Source organism: Streptomyces shenzhenensis, assembly GCF_021462265.1.
Classification (GTDB): Bacteria; Actinomycetota; Actinomycetes; order Streptomycetales; family Streptomycetaceae; genus Streptomyces; species Streptomyces shenzhenensis.
Genome location: NZ_JAJONF010000052.1, coordinates 17,390 through 37,688, shown reverse-complemented (window position 1 = coordinate 37,688; position 20,299 = coordinate 17,390). Strand labels below are relative to the sequence as shown.

The window sequence follows — 20,299 nt, the reverse complement described above, 5'->3', positions numbered from 1 at the left end:
CCGGATGCCGATGCAACCCTGGTTCACCGACGCCAAGTTGGGGATCTTCGTGCACTGGGGCATCTACGCCGTGGACGGGGTCCCGGAGTCCTGGTCCTTCTACGACGGCACCGTGCCGCACGCGCAGTACATGTCCCAGCTGCCCCGCTTCACCGGCGCCCGGTACGACCCGAAGGCATGGGCCGGCCTGTTCGCCCGCGCCGGCGCGAGGTACGCCGTGCTGACGAGCCGTCACCACGACGGTGTGGCCCTGTGGGACACGGCGTACGGCGACCTCAACCTCGGCAGCGACTACCTCGGGCCGTACGCCGAGGCCCTGCGCGAGAGGGGCCTCAAGGTCGGCTTCTACTACTCGCACTCCGACTGGAACCACCCCGACTACGCCTCGACGCGCAAGCCGGGCCGCCCGCCGGAACTGGCGGACAACCGCTACTCGGAGGTGGCGGCCGGGGACGAGGACCTGGCCGCCTGGGAACGCTTCATCGCCTACCGGGACGGCCAGGTGACGGAGTTGGCCTCGCGGTACCGGCCGGACCTGATGTGGTTCGACGGCGAGTGGGAGCGCAGCGAGGAGCAGTGGCGGATCCCCGGACTCGCCGCGCTCGTCCGGTCGTACGTCCCGGACGTCGTCTTCAACGCGCGCATGCTCGGCGAGGGCGACTACGCCACGCCCGAGCAGGGCGCCCCCGTCGTGCCGCCGGACGGCCCGTGGGAGCTGTGCCTGACGATCAACGACTCCTGGGGGTACCAGCACCACGATCACAACCACAAGTCCCTCGCCCAGCTGATCCGCTACTTCACCGAGACCATCGGGGGCGGCGGCAACCTGCTGCTCGACGTCGGCCCCATGGAGGACGGCACCATCCCGCGGCCGCAGGCCGAGCGGCTCGAAGGGCTGGGGGAGTGGATCCGCGGGCACGCGGAGGCGGTGTACGGCACCGGGCGCGGCCTGCCGGCCGGGCACCACTACGGCCCGAGCACCCTCTCCGCCGACCGGCGCACCCTCTACCTCACCCTGTTCGACGTCCCGCGCGCCGAGATCGGGGTCCGGGGCCTGGCCACGGCGGTCCGCAGGGTCACCGTGCTCGGCACCGGCGCCGAACTGGGACACCGGGTGACCGGCGGGCTGCACGAGGCGGTCGGCGTGCTGTGGATCGACCCGCCGGCCGCGGCCGACCTCGACCCGTACGCCACCGTGCTCGCCGTCGAACTGGACGGCGAGCTGGAGCTGTACCGGGGAGCCGGCCGGTTCTGAGCCGGTTCACGCACCCCCACCCGAAGTTCTCATATGAAGAATTAAGAGAACGGTAAGTGGGCAGGTCACGGCGGCTTTCCGGGCCGCCGTGACCCCGTTGGTTCGCCTTCTGGACATCTTCAGTTCGCCTGTGACCCCTGAGATGCGGGCGGCAGGGACGACAGAAAGGCATCACCGTGCGAGACCCGCGAATGTCCGCGATCGCCAAGGGGCTGAAGCGCCGGGGCCGGCTCATGGCGCAGGCGGTGAGCCCGCCGCGCAAGACCCTGGACGCCATCCCGTCCCAGCGTCCGGCCGAGCTGCCGCCCCCGCAGGCCTCGGACGGCTACGCGGCCCCGCGCGCCCCCCGCCTGGTCCGGTCCCCGGCCTTCGTGCTGTCCTCGGTGCGCTCCGGCTCCACGCTGCTGCGGGTCCTGCTGAACAGCCACAGCCGCATCCGCGCCCCGCACGAGATGCATCTGCGCACGGTCCACGTCAACATGTCCCGGGAGTTCACGGCGGAGGCCATGAAGGAGCTCGCCCTCGACCGCGAGGAGCTGGAGCACGTGCTGTGGGACCGGGTGCTGCACCTGGAGCTCAGCCGCAGCGGCAAGGACGTCATCGTCGACAAGACCCCGCCGAACACCCTCATCTGGCCCCGGCTGCACCGGTGTTGGCCCGAGGCCCGGTTCATCCTGCTGCTGCGCCACCCCGGCGCCGTCATCCAGTCCCTCACCAGCCGCCGCGCCGACCCCGACCACGAGGCGATCCGCGCCGAGGTCCTCGGCTACGCGGAGAAGCTCGAAGAGGCCCGCCAGAACCTCACCGGCGTCCACGTGATCACGTACGAGGACCTCACCGCCGACCCGGAGCGGATCACCCGCGGCCTGTGCGAGTACCTCGGCGTCCCGTGGGAGAGCGGCATGCTCGACTACGGCAAGCAGAACCACGGCACGTTCCGGCCGAAGCTCGGCGACTGGAGCGAGGAGATCAGATCCGGCCGCATCCAGGCCGCCCGCCAGGCCGACCCCACCGCCCAGCTCCCGCCCCGGCTCGCCGACCTGGCGAAGGCGTGGGGATACCGGCTCTAGCCGATCCCCACGCCACGGTCCCCCGCTCAGCCGGTGAAGCCGGCCGTGATCGAGGTGAACTGCCAGTCGCTCTGGCTGATCCCGGAGCAGTTGCTCACCACGCCACCGCCCGCGCAGCCGCGGTCCCGGTTGACCGCCCAGAACGCGAGCCGGGCGATGTGGTGCGCGTTCCCCCAGTCACGGATCTGCGTCCAGATCGCCGGGGTCGTGGTCTCCTGCTGGTCGGACAGCCCGTTCATGCCGGAGATCCCGATGTGCGCGTAGGCCGTCGCGTCGTCCCAGCCGAACGTGGACTTCAGCTTGGTCTTCAGGCCCTCGGCCGCGCTCACGGTGTTGCCGTACATGTCGGAGCCGCCGCCGAAGTCGAACGGCATGATCGTGAAGACGTCGATGTCGGCGCCGATCGACTGAGCCTGCTCGATCAGCCGGTTGCCGTAGTACGTCGGACCGGTGGTGGACGTCCCGAAGGTGACGATCGTCCGCAGACCGGCGTTGTTGGCCTTGACCGTCTTCAGGGCGGTCAGGATTCTCGCCTGCACCGCCTCGTTCTCGAACTCGTCCGTGTTCTCGATGTCCATGTCGACGGACTTGAGACCGTAGGCGTCGATCACCTTCTGGATCGCCCCGGCCAGCGCGCTCGCCGAGGAGCAGTTGGCGCCGAGCTTGCTGCCCTGCCAGCCGCCGAACGACGGGGTGACGTCGCCGCCGGCCGCCCGGATCTGGTTGATCGCACTCTGGTCGACGCCGCCGGTCAGCGCCCGGCTGCCGTCCCAGGCCGGCGTGCAGCCGCCCGAGTCCAGCACGAAGGCCATGGTGAAGTTCTTGACGCCGGTCGAGCTCATCACGGCGGACGGGCTCGGCGGATCCCCCCAGCCCTCGAAGAGATAGGGCGCGGCCTGCTTGAAGCCGCTCCCGCCACCGCTGCCCGCGCTCGTTGTCACGGACACCGAGTTGGAGGCCGCCGAGACGTTCCCGGCCGCGTCCCGTGCCTTCACCGTGAACGTGTACGCCGTACTGGCCGACAGGCCGCTCACCGTGGCCGAGGTCCCGGAGACGCCGGCCACCTTGCTCGACCCGCTGTAGACGTCGTACGCCGTGACCCCGACGTTGTCCGTCGCGGCCGACCACGACAGCGACACGCTCGACGAGGTCTTCCCGGTGGAGGTGAGGTTCGTGGGCGCGGTCGGCGCCTGCGTGTCCGAGCTGCCGCCGGGTCCGTCGAGGCTGATGTCGTCGGCGTAGTACGTCCCCTGGGCGTACCACCCGTGGACGTAGATCTCGGCGCTGGTCTGCGACGCCCCGGTGGTGAAGGAGACCGTCAGCTGGCTGTACTGGGACGTCGAGGTGGTCCAGGTGGAGGCGCCGCCGGTGACCCCGAGATAGACGTACGAACCGCGGACCCAGCCGCTGAGCGAGTACGTCGTGCTGGGCTGCACGGCGACGGTCTGGGTGCACTGGGCATTGTCACTGGAACTCGCGGCCCCCGCGAGCGCCTTGGATCCGCCGTGCACGGGCGAGGACACGACCGAGCCGAGGTTCCCCGAGCAGGACCACGGCGTCAGACTCCCCGACTCGAAGCCGGGATTGGAAAGGATGTTGGCCGCCTGCGCCGTACCGGGCAGCGCGATGGCCCCCGCGAGCGCGAGAGCGGCGGACCCGAGCAGGGCGAACATCCGGCGTCTGGAACGTCTGAGCGAGTTGCGCACGCGATCTCCCTGAAGGATGGGGGTGTTCGGGAGTTGCCGAAGATGCAAGGCAGTGCGCAACCAAGTTGGTATGGACCAATCCGCCTGTCAAGAGACGAACGGAAATTGGTCCATACCGGTGAGCTTGAAGCGCCCCCGTAGGGGGCGCGGGGCTGTATTCAATGTGGCGGCTCTGCCGCGTGGGCGCGGCCAGCCGCACTGGACCCGCACTCGGCCCACCGCCTAGAGCGGCAACACCGCAGCCGCAGCCTCGACCGACTCCACTTCCACGGGCAACGCGGGCGCCAGCACCACGTCGGCCTCCTCCCGCCGCACGGGAACCGACGGAAGGACCGGCTTCGGCCCCGACACCACCGCGTAGTCCTGCCCCAGGAACGGCGGCTCGATCACCCCCGGGTCCTCGCCCAGCGCCAACTGCACGGCCGCCCAGGGCGCGTTGACCCCGCAGAGCGACAGCTGGTGCAACCCCCCGGCCGGGCGCGTGTTGACGTCGAGCAGTACGGGCTGGTCGCCGTACATCCGGAACTGGATGTTGGACAGGTAGTGCAGCCCGAAGCCCTCGGCGATGATCCGCGCCGGCCCCAGCCACTGCTCGTCGAGGGTGAACCCGCGCCGGCGGCCCTTCTTGGTGCGGCCCATGGCCAGCCGGACCCGGTTGTCCGGGCCGGTGAGGCAGTCGACGGACACCTCCGGCTCCTCCAGCCGCGGCATCACCAGCCAGTCCACCGGCTGTTCGGCGCGGCGCAGCGCGTCCACGACCAGGTCGAGCTGGACGTAGGGCCCGGGGAACCCGGTGAGGTGGCAGAGCGAGAAGGGGGCGCGCGTGATCACGCGGAAGCCGACACCACCCGCACCGGCGGCCGGCTTGAAGCAGGCCTTGTGTCCGCCCGCCTCCAACTCCTCGACGGCGGCCACGAGTTCGTCCGCCGTGCGGACCCGCGACCAGGGCGGCACCGGGACGCCCACCGAGCTCACCGCGTCGTACGCGGTCGCCTTGTCCTCGAAGACCGCGGCGCCCTGCGGCGTCGGCGCCAGCAGGGCGGTGCCGATCGCCTCGAAGTCGGCCCGGTGGGCCACGATCGCCGACTGGTGCAGCCGGGGCACGAAGACATCGATGCCGCGGCGCTGGCACTGGTCCAGGGCGTACTCGACGTAGGCGGCGGGGGACAGGCCCTCCGGCTCCAGGTCGGCGGTGTCGGCGGCGGCCAGCACGGGGGAGTCGGCGTCACCGTGCGTCGCATGGATCTCGACCGCCCGGTCGCTGGGATTTCTCCGCAGCTGATCCATGAAGAACACGTTCTCCGCGTACGTGCGGTTGAGCCAGACGCGTACGCGAGAGCGCATTAAAGCCGCCTTTCGGGGTTTTCGGGCAGGGCTCAGCGGGCCCGTGCCCGGGCAGGGTGGTTGGAGGAACACCAAACCGCCCTTGACGAAGGGAAGTTCGTGGCGGTGGTGTTGGGGGGATCATACGGCTTTCATGGGGCCCCGCGTGCAACGCCAGTGTTACGGATTTCCCCGTGCTGTCCACGCGCGTTTTCCTGCACCGTCCCCGCCGGTTTCCTTGACGTCCCGCAGGCGCCCCGCGGCCGTCCAGCAGTCGCCCCGCGGCCGGTCTCGAGCCGCCCCGGCGCTGCCGTGAAACCGGCCGGGGGACCGGCTCTGGAGCGACTGCGGAGCGGCTCTGGACCGGCCGGGTGGTCGCCGACGGGCCGTCGGACGCGTGGTCTTGTTCCCGGAGCCCGAAGTGTGTTGTGGTGGGGGCCGACGACATGATCGGAAGGGGTACGGGGTGGAGTCCACGGCCGGTGCCGGGCAGTTGCTGGCCATCAGCGACCTGCACATCTCCTACCCGGACAACCGCGAGCTCGTCGAGAAGATGCGTCCGGAAACGGACGAGGACTGGCTGATCGTCGCCGGTGACATCGCGGAGACCGTCGCGGACATCCGCTGGCTGCTGGAGACCCTCGCCGGACGCTTCCGCAAGGTGCTGTGGGCGCCAGGCAACCACGACCTGTGGACCCACCCCAAGGACCCGGTCACCCTGCGCGGAGTCGCCCGCTACGAACACCTCGTCGGCCTCTGCCGGGAGCTGGGCGTTCTCACCCCCGAGGACCCGTACCCGGTCTGGGAGGGCCCCGGCGGCCCGGTCGTCGTGGCACCGCTGTTCCTGCTGTACGACTACTCCTTCCTGCCGGCCGGCTGCGCCACCAAGGAGGAGGGCCTCGCCTACGCGCACGGCACCGGCGTCGTCTGCAACGACGAGTACCTGCTGCACCCCGACCCCTACCCGACCCGCGAGGACTGGTGCCGGGCCCGGGTCGAGGCCACCGAGCGCCGGCTCGCCGAGCTGCCCGAGGACCTGCCGACCGTGCTGGCGGGGCACTACCCACTGGACCGGCACCCCACGGACGTGCTCTGGTACCCGGAGTTCGCCATGTGGTGCGGCACCACCCGCACCGCCGACTGGCACCGCCGGTTCCGTGTCGCGACCATGGTCTACGGTCATCTGCACATTCCCCGGACCACCTGGCTCGACGGGGTCCGCTTCGAAGAGGTCTCCGTGGGATACCCCCGCGAGTGGCGCAAGCGTTCCGAGGACCCGGGACGGCTGCGCCGAATTCTGCCTATGGAGGTCAAAACCGGTGATCGAGGAGCTGCTCCCGGACTCGGTGGTGGCCGTGGAGATGCTCGGTGACGAGGCGATCCGCGAGGCCCCGCTCTACCCCGAGGAGGCGGCGCTGGTCGCCCGGGCCGTGCCCAAGCGCCGCCGTGAGTTCTCCGCCGTGCGCGCCTGCGCCCGGCGCGCCATGGAGAAGCTCGGAGTCCCGCCGCAGCCGATCGTGAGCGGCGAGCGCGGCGCCCCGCGCTGGCCGCACGCGCTGGTCGGCAGCATGACCCACTGCGAGGGCTACTGCGCCGCCGCCCTGGCCCGCGCCACCGACCTGGCCTCCCTCGGCATCGACGCCGAACCGCATGCCGCGCTCCCCGAGGGCGTCGCCGAGTCCGTGCTGCTCCCCGCCGAGCGGCAGCGGCTCGCCCTGCTCGCGGCCGAACGGCCCGGCGTGCACTGGGACCGTCTGCTGTTCAGCGCCAAGGAGTCCGTCTACAAGGCGTGGTTCCCCCTCACCGGGAAGTGGCTGGACTTCATGGAGGCCGACATAGAGTTCGTCCCGGAGCCCGGTGAGCGGCCGCACGGCATCCTGCGCGCCCGCCTCCTCGTCCCCGGACCGGAGGTCGGCGGGCGGCGGCTGGAGGTCTTCGAGGGCCGCTGGAGCGTGGGCCACGGCATGCTGACCTCCGCGGTGGTCGTGCCGCACCTGTGACGCCGCGCGCGGCTCAGGTGGGTGGGCACCAGTCGTGCAGCAGCCGGAAGAACGCCTCCTCGTTGCCCGCCAGTCCGGCGCCGGCCAGGGCCCGTTCGGCCTCGGCGAGCACGGCGGGCGGCACCACGAAGGGGCGCGGGGCCTCGGGCGGTCCGTCGAAGGCCGCGCGCACGGTGTGCAGGAGCCGCAGATAGGCCTGGACGGCGGCGCGTTCACGGTCGGTCAGTACGGCGGTGTGCATCGGTCGGCTCTCCCCGTCGGTCGTCGATGTCACGCGCCGGACGGCGCGGGCACACCGGGTTGTACGGTGCGCACCCCCCAGCTTGCCGTCCACCACTGACAACGCCCCCGCACCCGGCTCCGGTTCGCCCGCTCAGCGGAAGCGAACCTCACCGGCACCCCGTGGGGAAACGCCTGTCCGCCCTGGAAGGAGAGAGATCCGGCCGGGCCGCGGCGCCCGGACGGCGGGGGAGGCGCCGTCGTGCCGGAGACGGTGCCCGGCCGTCCGCGGCGCACCGCGCACCCGCGTCCGGGGGGCGACGGGAAACTCGCGGCGCGCCCCCGGCCCCGGGCCGGGGGTGTGTCACTTCCCCAGGTACCCCAGCGACGTCTCGATGCGGCCCGCCACGTCGTGCCGGCGCACCGGTCCGCGCAGAGCCGAACCCACCAGCCAGGTACGGCACTTGCTGGCCAGCAGCAGCCCGAAGGTCTCCGCGTCCCGTTCCTCGGCCCGGTCGAAGCGGGTACGGGCGGCCACCCGCTGGAAGGCCGCCTGGAGCGCGGCCTGGTCGGCCTCGGCGCGGGGGTCCGCCTCGGAGCCGGTGGCGGTGCGCGTGCCGAGCAGCCGCGCGGCCACCCCGACCCCCTCCACGTCATGGCCGCAGTGCTCGGCGTGCATGTGCCACAGCTCGTGGCCGAGGATCACCAACTGGTGGTCGGGCACGGTGCGTTCCTCGACGACGACCAGGTCGCGGTCGGCCAGGTCGAGCCAGAGCCCGCTGGCCGTGCCGGGCGGGAAGACGGCCGTACGGAACTGGACGGGGCGGCCTCGGCGGCGGCCCAGCGCGTCGCACAGCGCCCGGTACAGCTCCTGCGGGGGAGCGGGCGCGGCCACGCTCAGCTCCCCGACCAGCTCGCCGCTCAGCCGGCGCATGTCCCTGCCGATGCCCACTCTTCTCCCTCGGCTCACGACTGACGGCTCACGACTCGGGTCGCTTGACGCTCTCCAGGAGCATGTCCAGCCATTCCGCGACCTTGTCCCGGTGCTGGTCGGTGGGCAGCTGAGCGGCCCGCCAGGCGATGCCGCGCACCCCGTGGTCCTGCAGCAGCCGCTCCAGCGGGTCCTCGGCCGCCTCCGCCGCGGCCCGCTCCCGGTCCGCCAGCTTCTGCAGCAGCTCCTGCTCGACGCGTTGCAGGGCGCCGGCGAGCGCCTCGGGGTCCTCGGCGGTGAGGAAGCCGGCGTGCACGCGGAAGAAGCGCTGGAGGGCGTCGCAGTGCTCCATGGTCGGCCGCCGGTCACCGTTGATCAGGGCGCCGGCCTGCTGCCGGGACATGCCCGCGCCGTCGGCGATCTCCTGCTGGGTGTGCTTGCGGCCGTTCGGCTTGAGCCGGGTGCGGCGCAGCAGGTCCAGGCGTTGCAGGAAGCGGGCCTGGACATCGGGCTCGCCCGCCGGCTGCCCGGTCAGCAGGGCCCGGACCACGGGCTCGGGGACACCGCACGCGAACGAGAGCCGTCCGACGTGGAAGACCTCGGCGTGCGGGACGCCGAGCCGGTCGGCGAGCGCGGTGACGCGGGCGACGGCGGCCGGCAGCTGGGCGGTCGCCGTGGCGCCCGGATCCTCGTAGCCATCCGTCACCGACAGAACTCCTACGTCTCTCAGGGGAATCAGGGGCTTCTCACAAGCGGCGCCGTGGGAACTTCCCGGCATGAACCTCCCGGAGATTAGCGGGTCGTTCGAACCCACATCCAGGTCTCGCCACAACTGTGGCCAATTTCGGCCGTCGGCAGGCATGAAATGCCACGATAGTTGACATGACTCAGGGTGGGGCAGCAGGATCGCATCGCCGCGAGAAGGCCGCATAGGCAAGAGGGGTGACCTCCCGATGGCATACCAGGCAGGTGGGCGGCGGCCGGCGCCGCGGCCCGTCCCCGAGGGCCTTGAGGCTCAGGCGTACCTCCAGGACTACGCGTTGCTGCTGGACGCGGTCCCCTTCCCGTCCCTGGTGGTGGACCACCGCTGGGACGTGGTGCTGACCAACGGCGCGTTCGAGACACTTTTCCGGGCGGTCGCCCCGCATCCCACCGCGATGCCGGGGGACAACTTCCTGCGCTTCGTCCTGTTTCACCCGGATGCCGGGACGATTCTCGGCGCCCACGAGGCGGGCTGGTGCCTGCCGATGCTGGCGCAGTTCAGGACCACCCTGGAGGGCTACGGCCACGACCACGAACTCCAGTCGATCCGGCGGGAGATCGCCCAGGACCCCATCATGGAGGCCGCCTTCCGGCAGGGCCTGCCGCACTGGCTGCGCGCCGTCGGTGAGGAGGGCGCACAGCTGGACGGAGCCGTCCGGTTGCTGCTGCACCCGGACCCGCTGCTGGGCGCCACCGAGTGCCGGGTCGTCGGCGAAACCCCCAAGTCCCTTCAGGACATGGGCTATGCGCGTTACACCCTGGTGCTGCGTGCCGCCCCCCGCTCCGCCCCCGCCCCGCGCGGCTCCCGCCGGCCAGGCGGCCTGGGCGCCCATCTGACCGTCGTCCCGGCCCCCGAAGGCTGACCCGGCACCGTCGGCGTTCAGGTCGCCGACGGCGCCGGGCCGGGCACCGAAGTCCTCTCCACCCCGCCTCGCCCCGCGCCCCGCGTCTTTCATCGCCCTCGCCCCGTCTATCCGGCCGCCACCACCAGGACCAGCGGCACGCCCCGGCACGGCACCAGCCGCATCCCGCCGAACGTGCCCGGCCGCCCGCTCTCCAGGACCGCCCCGAAGTCCGGTCCCTTGACCAGTGAACCCGCCAGCTGGGCCGGGTCGGCCGATGCCGCCACCCGGCCGCGGGCGTTGACCAGCCGTGCGGGTCCGGGCAGCCCGCGCAGCAGCGGCAGCGCGGCCGCCTCGAAGTGCCGCAGATACACGTCGGCCGCGGCCACCCCGAGGAACCGGCCGCCCACCTCCACCGGCGCGGACAGCGTGAGGCTGTACTCGTCCGAGCAGAGGTAGTCGACGTACGGGCCCGCCACCGCCCGCCGCCCGGTGTCCCGGGGCAGGGCGAACCAGTCCCAGTGCGTGTAGTCGGAGTAGGCCGAGGTGCGCGGGTCGAGGTCGAGGAGCAGCGGCCGTACGTCCCCGCAGGCGTCGCTCTGCCACCACTCCAGCCAGGCCGGCACGTCGGCCAGCACCCCGGGCGCCGCCACGAACCCGACCCCGGAGACCAGCTCCTGCCGGGTCAGACGCAGGTGGAGACCGGGGCGCAGGGCGGCGAGGTCGGCGGTCACGGGCCGGCGGCCCTCGGCGGCCACCCGGGCCAGCAGCGCGGCCGTGTCGGCGCGGGTCGCCGCGACGGCGTCGAACACCGCCTCCAGGGCGTGACCGACCCGCGCGGCCACGTACTCCTCGGCGGCGTCGAGTGTGGCCGCCGCCGGACCGGAGGGGGCGGTGCTGCGGCTCATGGTGCCCTCCAGCGGACGGGGGAGCGGGCGCGGCGCGGCTACCGGGCCAGCCGCAGGGCGATGAGCCGTGCCGTCGCGTCCCGTACACAGCGCTCGGCCAGCTCCCTGGCCGATGCGTGCGCCCCATCCTGCACGGCGGAGATTACGGACCGGTGACGGTCCGCCACCTCTTCACGATATTCGTCGTCGCCGAGCACAAGGCACAGCAGTGCCCCGATCTCCGTCTGGAGCGCGACCTGCTCCCGGGTGAGCCGTGCCGACTGCGCGGCGGCGGCCAGCTCCACGTGAAAACGCCCGTACACCCGGCTGCGCGCCGCCGCGTCCGGTGCCCCGCGCAGCTCCTCGGTGGTCCGGCGGAGCTGGTCGAGGTCGTGGTCCTCGGTGCGCTCGGCGGCGAGGTGGGCCGCGGTGCCGGACAGGGCCGCCCAGTGATCGCCGAGGTCGCGCAGCTCCTCCGGGCTCCAGCCGCGCAGCCGCTCCGTGAGCCGCTCCCGGTCGGGCACCTCGGGGGAGGACACGAAGCTGCCGCCGCCCCGGCCCCGGCGGGTGACGACGAGACCCTGCTGGCGCAGTGCCATCAGCGCCTCCCGCAGGGTCACCGTGGACACCCCGAGCTGTCCTGCCAGCTCGGTCTCGCCGGGCAGCTGCTCCCCGTCGGCGAGCAGGCCGAGTTCGATTGCGTCGCCTATCCGGCGTACGACGGCGGTGACCCGGGCCCCGCTGTCCACCGGGGCGAAAACGGCTTTTCGGGCGCCGCCGTCCGTTTGGTGCTGTCCCACGGCCCACCACCCTATGCGTTGACCCAACCTTTACCTCGGAAGGGTCTTGAGATGTGAACTATGACTTCATATCTTTCCGATCACCAGGTGCAACGCAAGACAGCGGCAGAAAGGTTCCCGCCCATGGAGGCCAGCGCAATCCGGTTGCGGGATCTGCGGAAGTCGTTCGGCGACACGAGCGCCGTGGCCGGTGTCGACCTGGAGATACGGGACGGTGAGTTCTTCTCGATGCTCGGCCCCTCCGGCTCCGGCAAGACCACGGTGCTGCGCATGATCGCCGGCTTCGAGACGCCTACCTCGGGCACCATCGAACTCGCCGGGCAGGACGTCACCCGCCGCGCCCCCTTCGAACGGGACGTGCACACCGTCTTCCAGGACTACGCCCTGTTCCCGCACATGAGCGTCGAGCAGAACGTCGCCTACTCCCTCAAGGTCCGCCGGGTCCCCAAGGCCGAACGCCTGGCCCGCGCCCGCAAGGCTCTCGCGGAGGTCCGCCTCGACGGCTACGGCGGCCGCCGCCCCGCCCAGCTCTCCGGCGGCCAGCGCCAGCGCGTCGCGCTCGCCCGCGCCCTGGTCGGACGCCCCAGCGTGCTGCTCCTCGACGAACCGCTCGGCGCCCTCGACCTGAAACTCCGCGAGCAGATGCAGATCGAGCTCAAGGCCCTGCAACGCGAGGTGGGCATCACGTTCGTCTTCGTCACCCACGACCAGGAGGAGGCCCTGACGATGAGCGACCGCGTCGCCGTCTTCCACCAGGGCCGCATCGAACAGGTCGGCACCCCCGCGGAGATCTACGAACGCCCCGCCACCGCGTTCGTCGCCTCCTTCGTCGGCACCTCCAACCTGCTCACCGGCGAGGCCGCCCTGCGGGTCCTCGGCGAGAGCGGCACCCACAGCATCCGGCCCGAGAAGATCCAGGTCCTCAAGGAGACCGCCGACCCGGACGAGGAAGGGCACGCCACCGCCGTCGGCACCGTCGCCGAGGTGGTCTACCTCGGCGACGCCACCCGCTTCCTGGTCGACCTGGACGGCGGCGGCCGGCTCACCGCGCTCCAGCAGAACCTCGACACCTCCGCCGAGGACGTCGCCGCCTACCGCGGCACCCGCGTCCGGCTGCGCTGGCAGCGCAGGCACACCGTCCACGTCCCCGACTGATCCGCCGTCCTCTCACGTCCGGATCCGCCGTCCCTCACCTCTGGAGTACGTCGTGCGCCTCACCCGCCCCCTCACCGCGGCCGCCTGCGCCGCGCTGCTGCTGGCCGCCACCGCCTGTGGCTCCTCCGGCTCCGGTTCCTCGGCCGGTCTCAACCCGCCCGACCTCACACCCCTCGCCAAGCTCGGCAAGTCCGAGGGCCAGGTCAACCTGATCGCCTGGGCCGGCTATGTCGAGGACGGCTCCGACGACCCCAAGGTCGACTGGGTCACCGACTTCGAGAAGCAGACCGGCTGCCAGGTCAACTCCAAGGTCGCCGCCAGTTCCGACGAGATGGTCAAGCTGATGAAGACCGGCGAGTACGACGCCGTCTCCGCCTCCGGCGACGCCTCCCTGCGCCTGATCGCCTCCGGCGACGCCGCCCCCGTCAACACCAAGCTCGTGCCCAACTACAAGGACATCTTCAGCGGCCTGAAGAACGGCGCCTGGAACTCGGTCAAGGGCCGGATGTACGGCATCCCGCACGGCCGCGGCGCCAACCTGCTCATGTACGACACCCAGAAGGTCAGCCCCGCCCCCACCTCCTGGTCCGCCGTCTTCGACGACGCCGGGAAGTACAAGGGCCATGTCACCGCCTACGACTCGCCGATCTACATCGCGGACGCGGCCCTGTACCTGAAGGCCACCAAGCCCGAGTTGAAGATCAAGGACCCCTACGCGCTCGACCAGAAGCAGTTCGACGCCGCCGTCGCCCTGCTGAAGAAGCAGAACGCGGACATCGGCGAGTACTGGAGCGACTACCTCAAGGAGATCTCCGCCTTCAAGAGCGGCGACTCCGTCATCGGCACCAGCTGGCAGGTCATCGCGAACCTCGCCGCGGGCGAGGGCGCCAAGGTCAGGGCCTTCGTCCCGAAGGAGGGATCCACCGGCTGGTCGGACACCTGGATGGTCTCCGCCAAGGCCAAGCACCCCAACTGCGCCTACAAGTGGCTGAACTGGATCGTCTCCCCGAAGGTCAACGCCGAGGTCGCCGAGTACTTCGGCGAGGCCCCGGCCAACGCCAAGGCCTGCGACCTGACCAGCGACAAGAGCTTCTGCGCGACCTACCACGCGGCCGACGAGAGCTACTGGAAGAACATCGCCTTCTGGAACACGCCCATCGAGCAGTGCCTGGACGGCCGTACCGACGTCAAGTGCGTGCCGTACGCCAAGTGGGTCCAGGCCTGGACCGAGATCAAGGGCTGAGCTGACCCATGGCCCTGCTCACCCGGACCGCGGGGGCGCTGCACCGGCGCCCCCGGCTCCGCCTCGCGCTGCTGCTGACCGCCCCGCTGCTGTGGCTGGCCGTGCTCTATCTCGGCTCGCTGGCCGTGTTGTTCGTCTCCGCGTTCTGGACGACGGACTCCTTCACCTCCGAGGTGGTGAAGGTGTGGTCGACGGACAACTTCCACGAGCTGTTCACCACGCCGGTCTTCCGGCAGGTGGTCCTGCGCAGCGTCGGCGTCGCTCTCGCGGTGACCGCCCTGTGCGCGCTGCTCGCCTTCCCGGTCGCCTTCTACACCGCCCGGGTCGCCAAGCCGAGCCGGCGCCCGCTCCTGGTGGTCGCCATCCTCACGCCGCTGTGGGCGAGCTACCTGGTCAAGGTGTACGCGTGGCGGCTGATCCTGTCCGAGGGCGGGCTCGCCGACTGGCTGCTGAAGCCGCTCGGCCTGAGCGGGCCGGGCTTCGGACTCCCCGCCACCGTGCTGACCCTGACGTACCTGTGGCTGCCCTACATGATCCTGCCGATCCACACCGCGCTGGAGCAGCTGCCCGACAACCTCCTCGACGCGTCGGCGGACCTGGGCGCCCGCGCCGGGCGGACCTTCCGGTCCGTTGTGCTGCCGATGGTGCTGCCGTCGGTCGCCGCGGGATCGGTGTTCACGTTCTCGCTCAGCCTCGGCGACTACATCACCGTGCAGATCGTCGGCGGCAAGACCCAGCTCATCGGCAACCTGGTCTACGCCAACATCGAACTCAACCTGCCCATGGCCGCCGCCCTCGCCACCGTCCCGGTCGTCGTCATCGTGCTGTACCTGCTGGCGATGCGGCGGACGGGGGCGTTGAGCAGCCTCTGACGAACGGGTGATATGTCACATGCCACTCTCCAGGTCCGCCCGTGTCGCCCTCCGCGTCGCAGCCGCCGTCGGCTTCGCCGTCATCTACGTTCCCCTCCTCCTCGTCCTCGTCAACTCCCTCAGCCCCGACCGCAGCGCGAGCTGGCCGCCGCCCGGCCTGACCACCCGCTGGTGGTCGGCCGCCTGGCACAGCTCCGGTGCCCGCGAGGCGCTGTGGACCTCGGTCAGGGCCGGGCTCGGCGCCACCGCGATCGCCCTGGTGCTCGGCACACTGGTCGCCTTCGCGGTCGCCCGGTACCGCTTCTTCGGCCGGGACGCGCTCTCGTTCGTGGTCGTGCTGCCGATCGCGCTGCCCGGCATCGTCACCGGCATCGCCCTCAACTCGGCGTTCAGCACCGTCCTCGCCCCACTCGGCGTCGGACTCGGTCTGTTCACCGTGGTCGTCGGACACGCCACCTTCTGTGTCGTGATCGTCTTCAACAACGTGGTCGCCCGGCTGCGCCGCACCTCCGGCAGCTACGAGGAAGCCGCGGCCGACCTGGGCGCCGACACCTTCCGCGCCTTCGTGGACGTCACCTTCCCGCTGGTACGTTCGGCGTTGCTCGCGGGCGGACTGCTCGCCTTCGCGCTCTCCTTCGACGAGATCGTGGTCACCACCTTCACCGCCGGACCGGGCGTCCAGACCCTGCCCCTGTGGATCTTCGACAACATGACCCGCCCGCAGCAGGCGCCGGTGGTGAACGTGGTGGCGGCCGTGCTCGTCCTGCTGTCCGTCGTCCCGATCTACGTCGCGCAACGGCTGTCGGCGGACACGGCGACCGCCAGCCGCGTCTGAGTCCGCCGTCGAGACGTTACGCAAAAAACTTGCATAACTTGCGGTAGGCTTGCGGTCATGACGCGACGACTTGCGGACGTGGCCAAGAAGGTCGGGGTCAGTGAGGCCACGGTCAGCCGGGTGCTCAACGGCAAGCCGGGGGTCTCCGAGGCGACCCGGCAGGCGGTGCTCTCGGCCCTCGACGTGCTCGGCTACGAGCGCCCCACGCAGCTGCGCGGTGAACGCGCCCGGCTCGTCGGTCTGGTCCTGCCCGAGCTGCAGAACCCCATCTTCCCGGCGTTCGCCGAGGTCATCGGCGGCGCCCTGGCCCAGCTCGGCCTCACGCCGGTGCTGTGCACCCAGACCAAGGGCGGGGTCTCCGAGGCGGACTACGTGGAGTTGCTGCTGCAACAGCAGGTCTCCGGCGTGGTGTTCGCCGGCGGCCTCTACGCCCAGGCCGACGCGCCGCACGACCACTACCGGCTGCTCGCCGACCGCAAGATCCCGGTGGTGCTGGTCAACGCGGCCATCGAGCACCTCGGCTTCCCGGGCGTGTCCTGCGACGACGCGGTGGCCGTGGAGCAGGCCTGGCGGCACCTGGCCTCCCTCGGGCACGAACGCATCGGCCTGGTCCTCGGCCCCGGCGACCACGTCCCCTCGGCCCGGAAGCTGGCCGCCGCGCGTGCGATCGGCGACGTGCCCGACGAGTTCGTGGCCCGCGCGATCTTCTCCATCGAGGGCGGGCACGCGGCCGCGTCCCGGCTCATCGACCGGGGCGTCACCGGCATCATCTGCGCCAGCGACCCGCTCGCCCTGGGTGCCGTGCGCGCGGCCCGCCGCAAGGGGTACGAGGTGCCCGGCCGGGTCTCGGTCGTCGGCTACGACGACTCGGCGTTCATGAACTGCACCGAACCCCCGCTCACCACCGTCCGCCAGCCCATCGAGGCCATGGGCCGGGCCGCCGTCGAACTGCTGAACGCGCAGATCGGCGGCACGGTCGTACCGCCCGAGGAGCTGCTGTTCGAGCCGGAGCTGGTCGTCAGGGGGTCGACCGCGCAAGCGCCGAAAGCCTGACGGTCAACAGATCGCATCTGCTGTCGAATAATTACAGATTCTGCGCGACATCTTGCGCGGCGGTACTGCCGGTGCTTGAGTGTGCGGCGCCCACCGGTCCCGGTGCGGCGTCCAACCGCTCCTGCTCTGGGGGGTCCACCGATGTCCAGCACCGGGTTCCGCCGTGCTCTCGTCGCGTTCGGCGTCTGTTCCTCACTCGCGCTCTCCGCCTCGGCCTGCGGGTCGGGTGACGACGACGCGGGCAGCGGCAAGACACGCATCACCGTCAACTGCGAGCCCCCCAAGAGCGCCAAGGTCGACCGGTCGTTCTTCGAACAGGACATCGCCGACTTCGAGAAGAAGAACCCGGACATCGACGTCGTCGCACACGACGCGTTCCCCTGCCAGGACCCGAAGACCTTCGACGCCAAGCTCGCCGGCGGCCAGATGGAGGACGTCTTCTACACATACTTCACCGATGCCAAGCACGTCGTGGACATCAACCAGGCGGCCGATCTCACGCCGTACCTCAAGGACCTGAAGAGCTACGGCACCATCCAGAAGCAACTGCGGGACATCTACACCGTCGACGGCAAGGTCTACGGCATCCCGCGCACCGGCTACTCGATGGGCCTGATCTACAACCGCAGCCTCTTCCGGCAGGCCGGCCTCGACCCCGACCAGCCGCCGACGACCTGGGCCGAGGTCCGCGCCGACGCCAAGAAGATCGCCGCCCTCGGCAACGGGACCGTGGGGTACGCCGACTACAGCGCGCAGAACCAGGGCGGCTGGCACTTCACGGCGGAGATGTACGCGCAGGGCGGTGACGTGGTCTCGGCCGACGGCAAGTCGGCGACCGTCGACACCCCCGAGGGGCACGCGGTCCTGCAGAACCTGCACGACATGCGCTGGACCGACGACTCGATGGGCAGCAAGCAGCTGCTGATCATCAACGACGTGCAGCAGATGATGGGTTCGGGCAAGCTCGGCATGTACCTCTCCGCGCCGGACAACATCCCGATCCTGGTCAAGGAGAAGGGCGGCAACTACAAGGACCTCGCCCTCGGCCCGATGCCCGGCGGCAAGGGCACCCTCATCGGCGGCGACGGCTACATGTTCAACAAGAAGGACACCCCCGCCCAGATCCGCGCCGGCCTCAAGTGGCTCGACTCCATGTTCCTCACCCCCGGTGACGGCTTCCTCGGCGACTACGCCCGCGCCAAGAAGAACGACGCGCCCGTCGGCCTGCCCGAGCCACGCCTGTTCACCGGCGCCGCCGACGCCAAGGACCAGGCGGTCAAGAAGGCCAACGCCAACGTGCCGGTGGAGAACTACCAGGCGTTCCTGGACGGCAACCAGTCCCTGCAGATGAAGATCGAGCCGCCGGACGCCCAGCAGATCTACTCCGTCCTCGACGGCACCGTCTCCGCCGTCCTCACCAAGAAGGACGCCGACATCGACCAGCTCCTCAAGGACGCCAACGACAAGATCAACGGCATCCTGGCCCGGGGCTGACCGCGATGACCAAGACGGCCGTAGCGCGCCCGGCCCCCGCGGCGGCCGGCGCCCGACAGGCCCCGGCGCCGCCCCCGGCAGGGGACCGGAGGCGGCGCCGGCTGCTCGACCAGGCCCGCGCCTACGGTTTCCTGCTCGGCGGACTGATCTGCTTCGCCCTGTTCTCCTGGTACCCGGCGATCCGCGCCGTCGTGATCTCCTTCCAGAAGTACACGCCCGGCTCGTCCCCCGAGTGGGTCGGCACCGCCAACTTCACCCGGGTCCTGCACGACCCGGAGTTCTCGGCGGCCTGGCGCAACACCCTCACCTTCACCCTGCTGGCCCTGCTGATCGGCTTCGCGATCCCGTTCGTCCTCGCCCTGGTCCTCAACGAACTACGGCATGCCAAGGCGTTCTTCCGGGTCGTGGTCTACCTCCCGGTGATGATCCCGCCGGTGGTCAGCGCCCTGCTGTGGAAGTGGTTCTACGACCCAGGCGCCGGCCTCGCCAACGAGACCCTGCGCTTCCTGCACCTGCCCACCTCGAACTGGACCAACGGCACCGGCACCGCGCTCGTCTCCCTGGTGATCGTGGCCACCTGGGCCAACATGGGCGGCACGGTCCTGATCTACCTGGCCGCCCTCCAGTCCATCCCCGGCGAACTGTACGAGGCCGCCGAACTGGACGGCGCGGGCCTGCTCCAGCGCATCAGACATGTGACGGTTCCTCAGACCCGCTTCGTCATCCTCATGCTGATGCTCCTTCAGATCATCGCCACCATGCAGGTGTTCACCGAGCCGTTCGTCATCACCGGGGGCGGCCCGGAGAACGCCACGGTCACCGTGCTCTACCTGATCTACAAGTACGCCTTTCTCTACAACGACTTCGGCGGCGCCTGCGCGCTCAGCGTGATGCTCCTGGTGCTGCTCGGCATCTTCTCGGCCGGCTACCTGCGGCTGACCCGCTCCGGGGAGGACGGATGAGCAGCGCCACCCGCACCCTGATCTCCCCGGCGACCCTGGCCCGGCCGCGCGGGAGGGCGGTCTACTGGACCGTCTTCACCGGCGTCGTCGTGCTCTTCGCGCTCGCCTTCCTCTTCCCCGTCTACTGGATGGTGACCGGGGCGGCGAAGTCACCGGACGAGGTCGCCCGGACCCCGCCCACCCTCGTCCCCGAGCACTGGCACCTGTCCGGCTACACCGACGCCTGGGACCTGATGCAGCTTCCGGAGCACCTGTGGAACACGGTGGTGCAGGCCGCCGGCGCCTGGGCCTTCCAGCTGGTGTTCTGCACGGCCGCCGCCTACGCCCTGTCGAAGCTGAAGCCGGCCTTCGGCAAGGTGATCCTCGGCGGCATCCTGGCCACCCTGATGGTTCCGGCCCAGGCCCTGGTCGTACCCAAGTACCTGACCGCCGCCGACCTGCCGTTCATCCACACCAGTCTGCTGAACAACCCGCTCGGCATCTGGCTGCCGGCCGTCGCCAACGCCTTCAACCTCTATCTCCTCAAGCGGTTCTTCGACCAACTGCCCCGCGACGTGCTGGAGGCCGCCGAGATCGACGGCGCCGGAAGACTGCGCATCCTCTGGTCCGTGGTCCTGCCCATGTCCCGCCCCGTCCTCGGGGTCGTCTCGATCTTCGCCCTGGTCGCGGTCTGGCAGGACTTCCTGTGGCCGCTGATGGTCTTCTCCGACACCGACAAGCAGCCCATCAGCGTGGCCCTGGTCCAGCTGTCGCAGAACATCCAGCTCACCGTGCTCATCGCCGCGATGGTGATCGCCAGCATCCCGATGGTCGCGCTGTTCCTCGTCTTCCAGCGGCACATCATCGCCGGGATCAGCGCGGGCAGCACCAAGGGCTGACGGCCCTTCCTC

At 70.8% G+C, this 20,299-nt stretch carries 20 protein-coding genes; 13 read left to right on the top strand and 7 right to left on the bottom strand.

The genetic code is table 11. The features are described 5' to 3' along the window. Positions 1-4: 4 nt before the first annotated feature. Both LQ326_RS40135 and LQ326_RS40130 read left to right on the top strand, forming a co-directional pair. On the top strand, positions 5-1,255 hold the full coding sequence (locus LQ326_RS40135) for an alpha-L-fucosidase (RefSeq protein ID WP_234544013.1): 1,251 nt from the start codon (positions 5-7) through the stop codon (positions 1,253-1,255). Between the two features lie 176 nt (positions 1,256-1,431). Further along, complete coding sequence (locus LQ326_RS40130; protein WP_234544012.1) at positions 1,432-2,325, top strand: sulfotransferase family protein; 894 nt, start codon at positions 1,432-1,434, stop codon at positions 2,323-2,325. 26 nt (positions 2,326-2,351) lie between these two features. Here LQ326_RS40130 and LQ326_RS40125 read toward each other — a convergent pair whose 3' ends face one another. Both LQ326_RS40125 and LQ326_RS40120 read right to left on the bottom strand, forming a co-directional pair. Continuing rightward, complete coding sequence (locus tag LQ326_RS40125; RefSeq protein ID WP_234544011.1) at positions 2,352-4,031, bottom strand: carbohydrate binding domain-containing protein; 1,680 nt, start codon at positions 4,029-4,031, stop codon at positions 2,352-2,354. A gap of 222 nt (positions 4,032-4,253) precedes the next feature. After that, a complete protein-coding gene (locus tag LQ326_RS40120; protein ID WP_234544010.1) occupies positions 4,254-5,375 on the bottom strand; it encodes an ATP-grasp domain-containing protein in 1,122 nt (373 codons plus the stop codon). Positions 5,376-5,820: 445 nt separating this feature from the next. Here LQ326_RS40120 and LQ326_RS40115 point away from each other — a divergent pair, with 445 nt between their 5' ends. Then, positions 5,821-6,726, top strand: coding sequence for a metallophosphoesterase family protein (locus LQ326_RS40115; protein WP_234544009.1), 906 nt, complete (start codon positions 5,821-5,823; stop codon positions 6,724-6,726). Beyond that, positions 6,674-7,354 carry a 4'-phosphopantetheinyl transferase family protein gene (locus LQ326_RS40110; RefSeq protein WP_234544008.1) on the top strand — a complete coding sequence of 227 codons (681 nt, stop codon included), beginning with the start codon at positions 6,674-6,676 and terminating at the stop codon, positions 7,352-7,354. Before LQ326_RS40115 ends, LQ326_RS40110 begins: the two co-directional genes overlap by 53 nt. A 13-nt stretch (positions 7,355-7,367) precedes the next feature. Here LQ326_RS40110 and LQ326_RS40105 read toward each other — a convergent pair whose 3' ends face one another. The 3 genes from LQ326_RS40105 to LQ326_RS40095 form a co-directional block, all read right to left on the bottom strand. Continuing rightward, positions 7,368-7,595: a hypothetical protein gene (locus tag LQ326_RS40105; RefSeq protein ID WP_234544007.1), complete on the bottom strand. Its 228-nt coding sequence runs from the start codon at positions 7,593-7,595 to the stop codon at positions 7,368-7,370. 342 nt (positions 7,596-7,937) lie between these two features. Beyond that, positions 7,938-8,507, bottom strand: coding sequence for a M48 family metalloprotease (locus tag LQ326_RS40100; protein WP_234544032.1), 570 nt, complete (start codon positions 8,505-8,507; stop codon positions 7,938-7,940). Positions 8,508-8,553: 46 nt separating this feature from the next. Continuing rightward, complete coding sequence (locus LQ326_RS40095) at positions 8,554-9,210, bottom strand: helix-turn-helix domain-containing protein (protein WP_181809424.1); 657 nt, start codon at positions 9,208-9,210, stop codon at positions 8,554-8,556. Positions 9,211-9,457: 247 nt separating this feature from the next. On the opposite strand from LQ326_RS40095, the gene LQ326_RS40090 reads away from it, so the two are divergent. Continuing rightward, the gene (locus LQ326_RS40090; protein ID WP_234544006.1) at positions 9,458-10,129 is read left to right on the top strand and encodes an MmyB family transcriptional regulator; all 672 of its coding nucleotides are present in this window, start codon (positions 9,458-9,460) and stop codon (positions 10,127-10,129) included. Between the two features lie 107 nt (positions 10,130-10,236). Here LQ326_RS40090 and LQ326_RS40085 read toward each other — a convergent pair whose 3' ends face one another. Next, positions 10,237-11,016, bottom strand: coding sequence for a cache domain-containing protein (locus LQ326_RS40085; RefSeq protein WP_234544005.1), 780 nt, complete (start codon positions 11,014-11,016; stop codon positions 10,237-10,239). A 38-nt stretch (positions 11,017-11,054) separates the two neighbouring features. After that, positions 11,055-11,795, bottom strand: a complete 741-nt coding sequence (locus LQ326_RS40080) for a FadR/GntR family transcriptional regulator (RefSeq protein WP_234544004.1) — start codon at positions 11,793-11,795, stop codon at positions 11,055-11,057. A 123-nt stretch (positions 11,796-11,918) separates the two neighbouring features. On the opposite strand from LQ326_RS40080, the gene LQ326_RS40075 reads away from it, so the two are divergent. From LQ326_RS40075 to LQ326_RS40040, 8 genes are all read left to right on the top strand, one after another. Further along, the gene (locus LQ326_RS40075) at positions 11,919-12,950 is read left to right on the top strand and encodes an ABC transporter ATP-binding protein (RefSeq protein WP_234544003.1); all 1,032 of its coding nucleotides are present in this window, start codon (positions 11,919-11,921) and stop codon (positions 12,948-12,950) included. A gap of 52 nt (positions 12,951-13,002) precedes the next feature. Then, on the top strand, positions 13,003-14,193 hold the full coding sequence (locus tag LQ326_RS40070; protein WP_234544002.1) for an ABC transporter substrate-binding protein: 1,191 nt from the start codon (positions 13,003-13,005) through the stop codon (positions 14,191-14,193). Between the two features lie 8 nt (positions 14,194-14,201). Beyond that, a complete protein-coding gene (locus LQ326_RS40065; RefSeq protein WP_181805945.1) occupies positions 14,202-15,065 on the top strand; it encodes an ABC transporter permease in 864 nt (287 codons plus the stop codon). Between the two features lie 19 nt (positions 15,066-15,084). Beyond that, the gene (locus LQ326_RS40060) at positions 15,085-15,900 is read left to right on the top strand and encodes an ABC transporter permease (protein WP_234544001.1); all 816 of its coding nucleotides are present in this window, start codon (positions 15,085-15,087) and stop codon (positions 15,898-15,900) included. Between the two features lie 57 nt (positions 15,901-15,957). Continuing rightward, positions 15,958-16,953 carry a LacI family DNA-binding transcriptional regulator gene (locus LQ326_RS40055; protein ID WP_234544000.1) on the top strand — a complete coding sequence of 332 codons (996 nt, stop codon included), beginning with the start codon at positions 15,958-15,960 and terminating at the stop codon, positions 16,951-16,953. Between the two features lie 141 nt (positions 16,954-17,094). Next, positions 17,095-18,447 carry an ABC transporter substrate-binding protein gene (locus tag LQ326_RS40050; RefSeq protein WP_234543999.1) on the top strand — a complete coding sequence of 451 codons (1,353 nt, stop codon included), beginning with the start codon at positions 17,095-17,097 and terminating at the stop codon, positions 18,445-18,447. 5 nt (positions 18,448-18,452) lie between these two features. After that, positions 18,453-19,409: a carbohydrate ABC transporter permease gene (locus LQ326_RS40045; protein WP_234543998.1), complete on the top strand. Its 957-nt coding sequence runs from the start codon at positions 18,453-18,455 to the stop codon at positions 19,407-19,409. Continuing rightward, positions 19,406-20,287 (top strand): carbohydrate ABC transporter permease, encoded by an 882-nt coding sequence (locus LQ326_RS40040; protein WP_234543997.1) that lies wholly within the window; start codon positions 19,406-19,408, stop codon positions 20,285-20,287. Before LQ326_RS40045 ends, LQ326_RS40040 begins: the two co-directional genes overlap by 4 nt. Positions 20,288-20,299 lie beyond the last annotated feature (12 nt).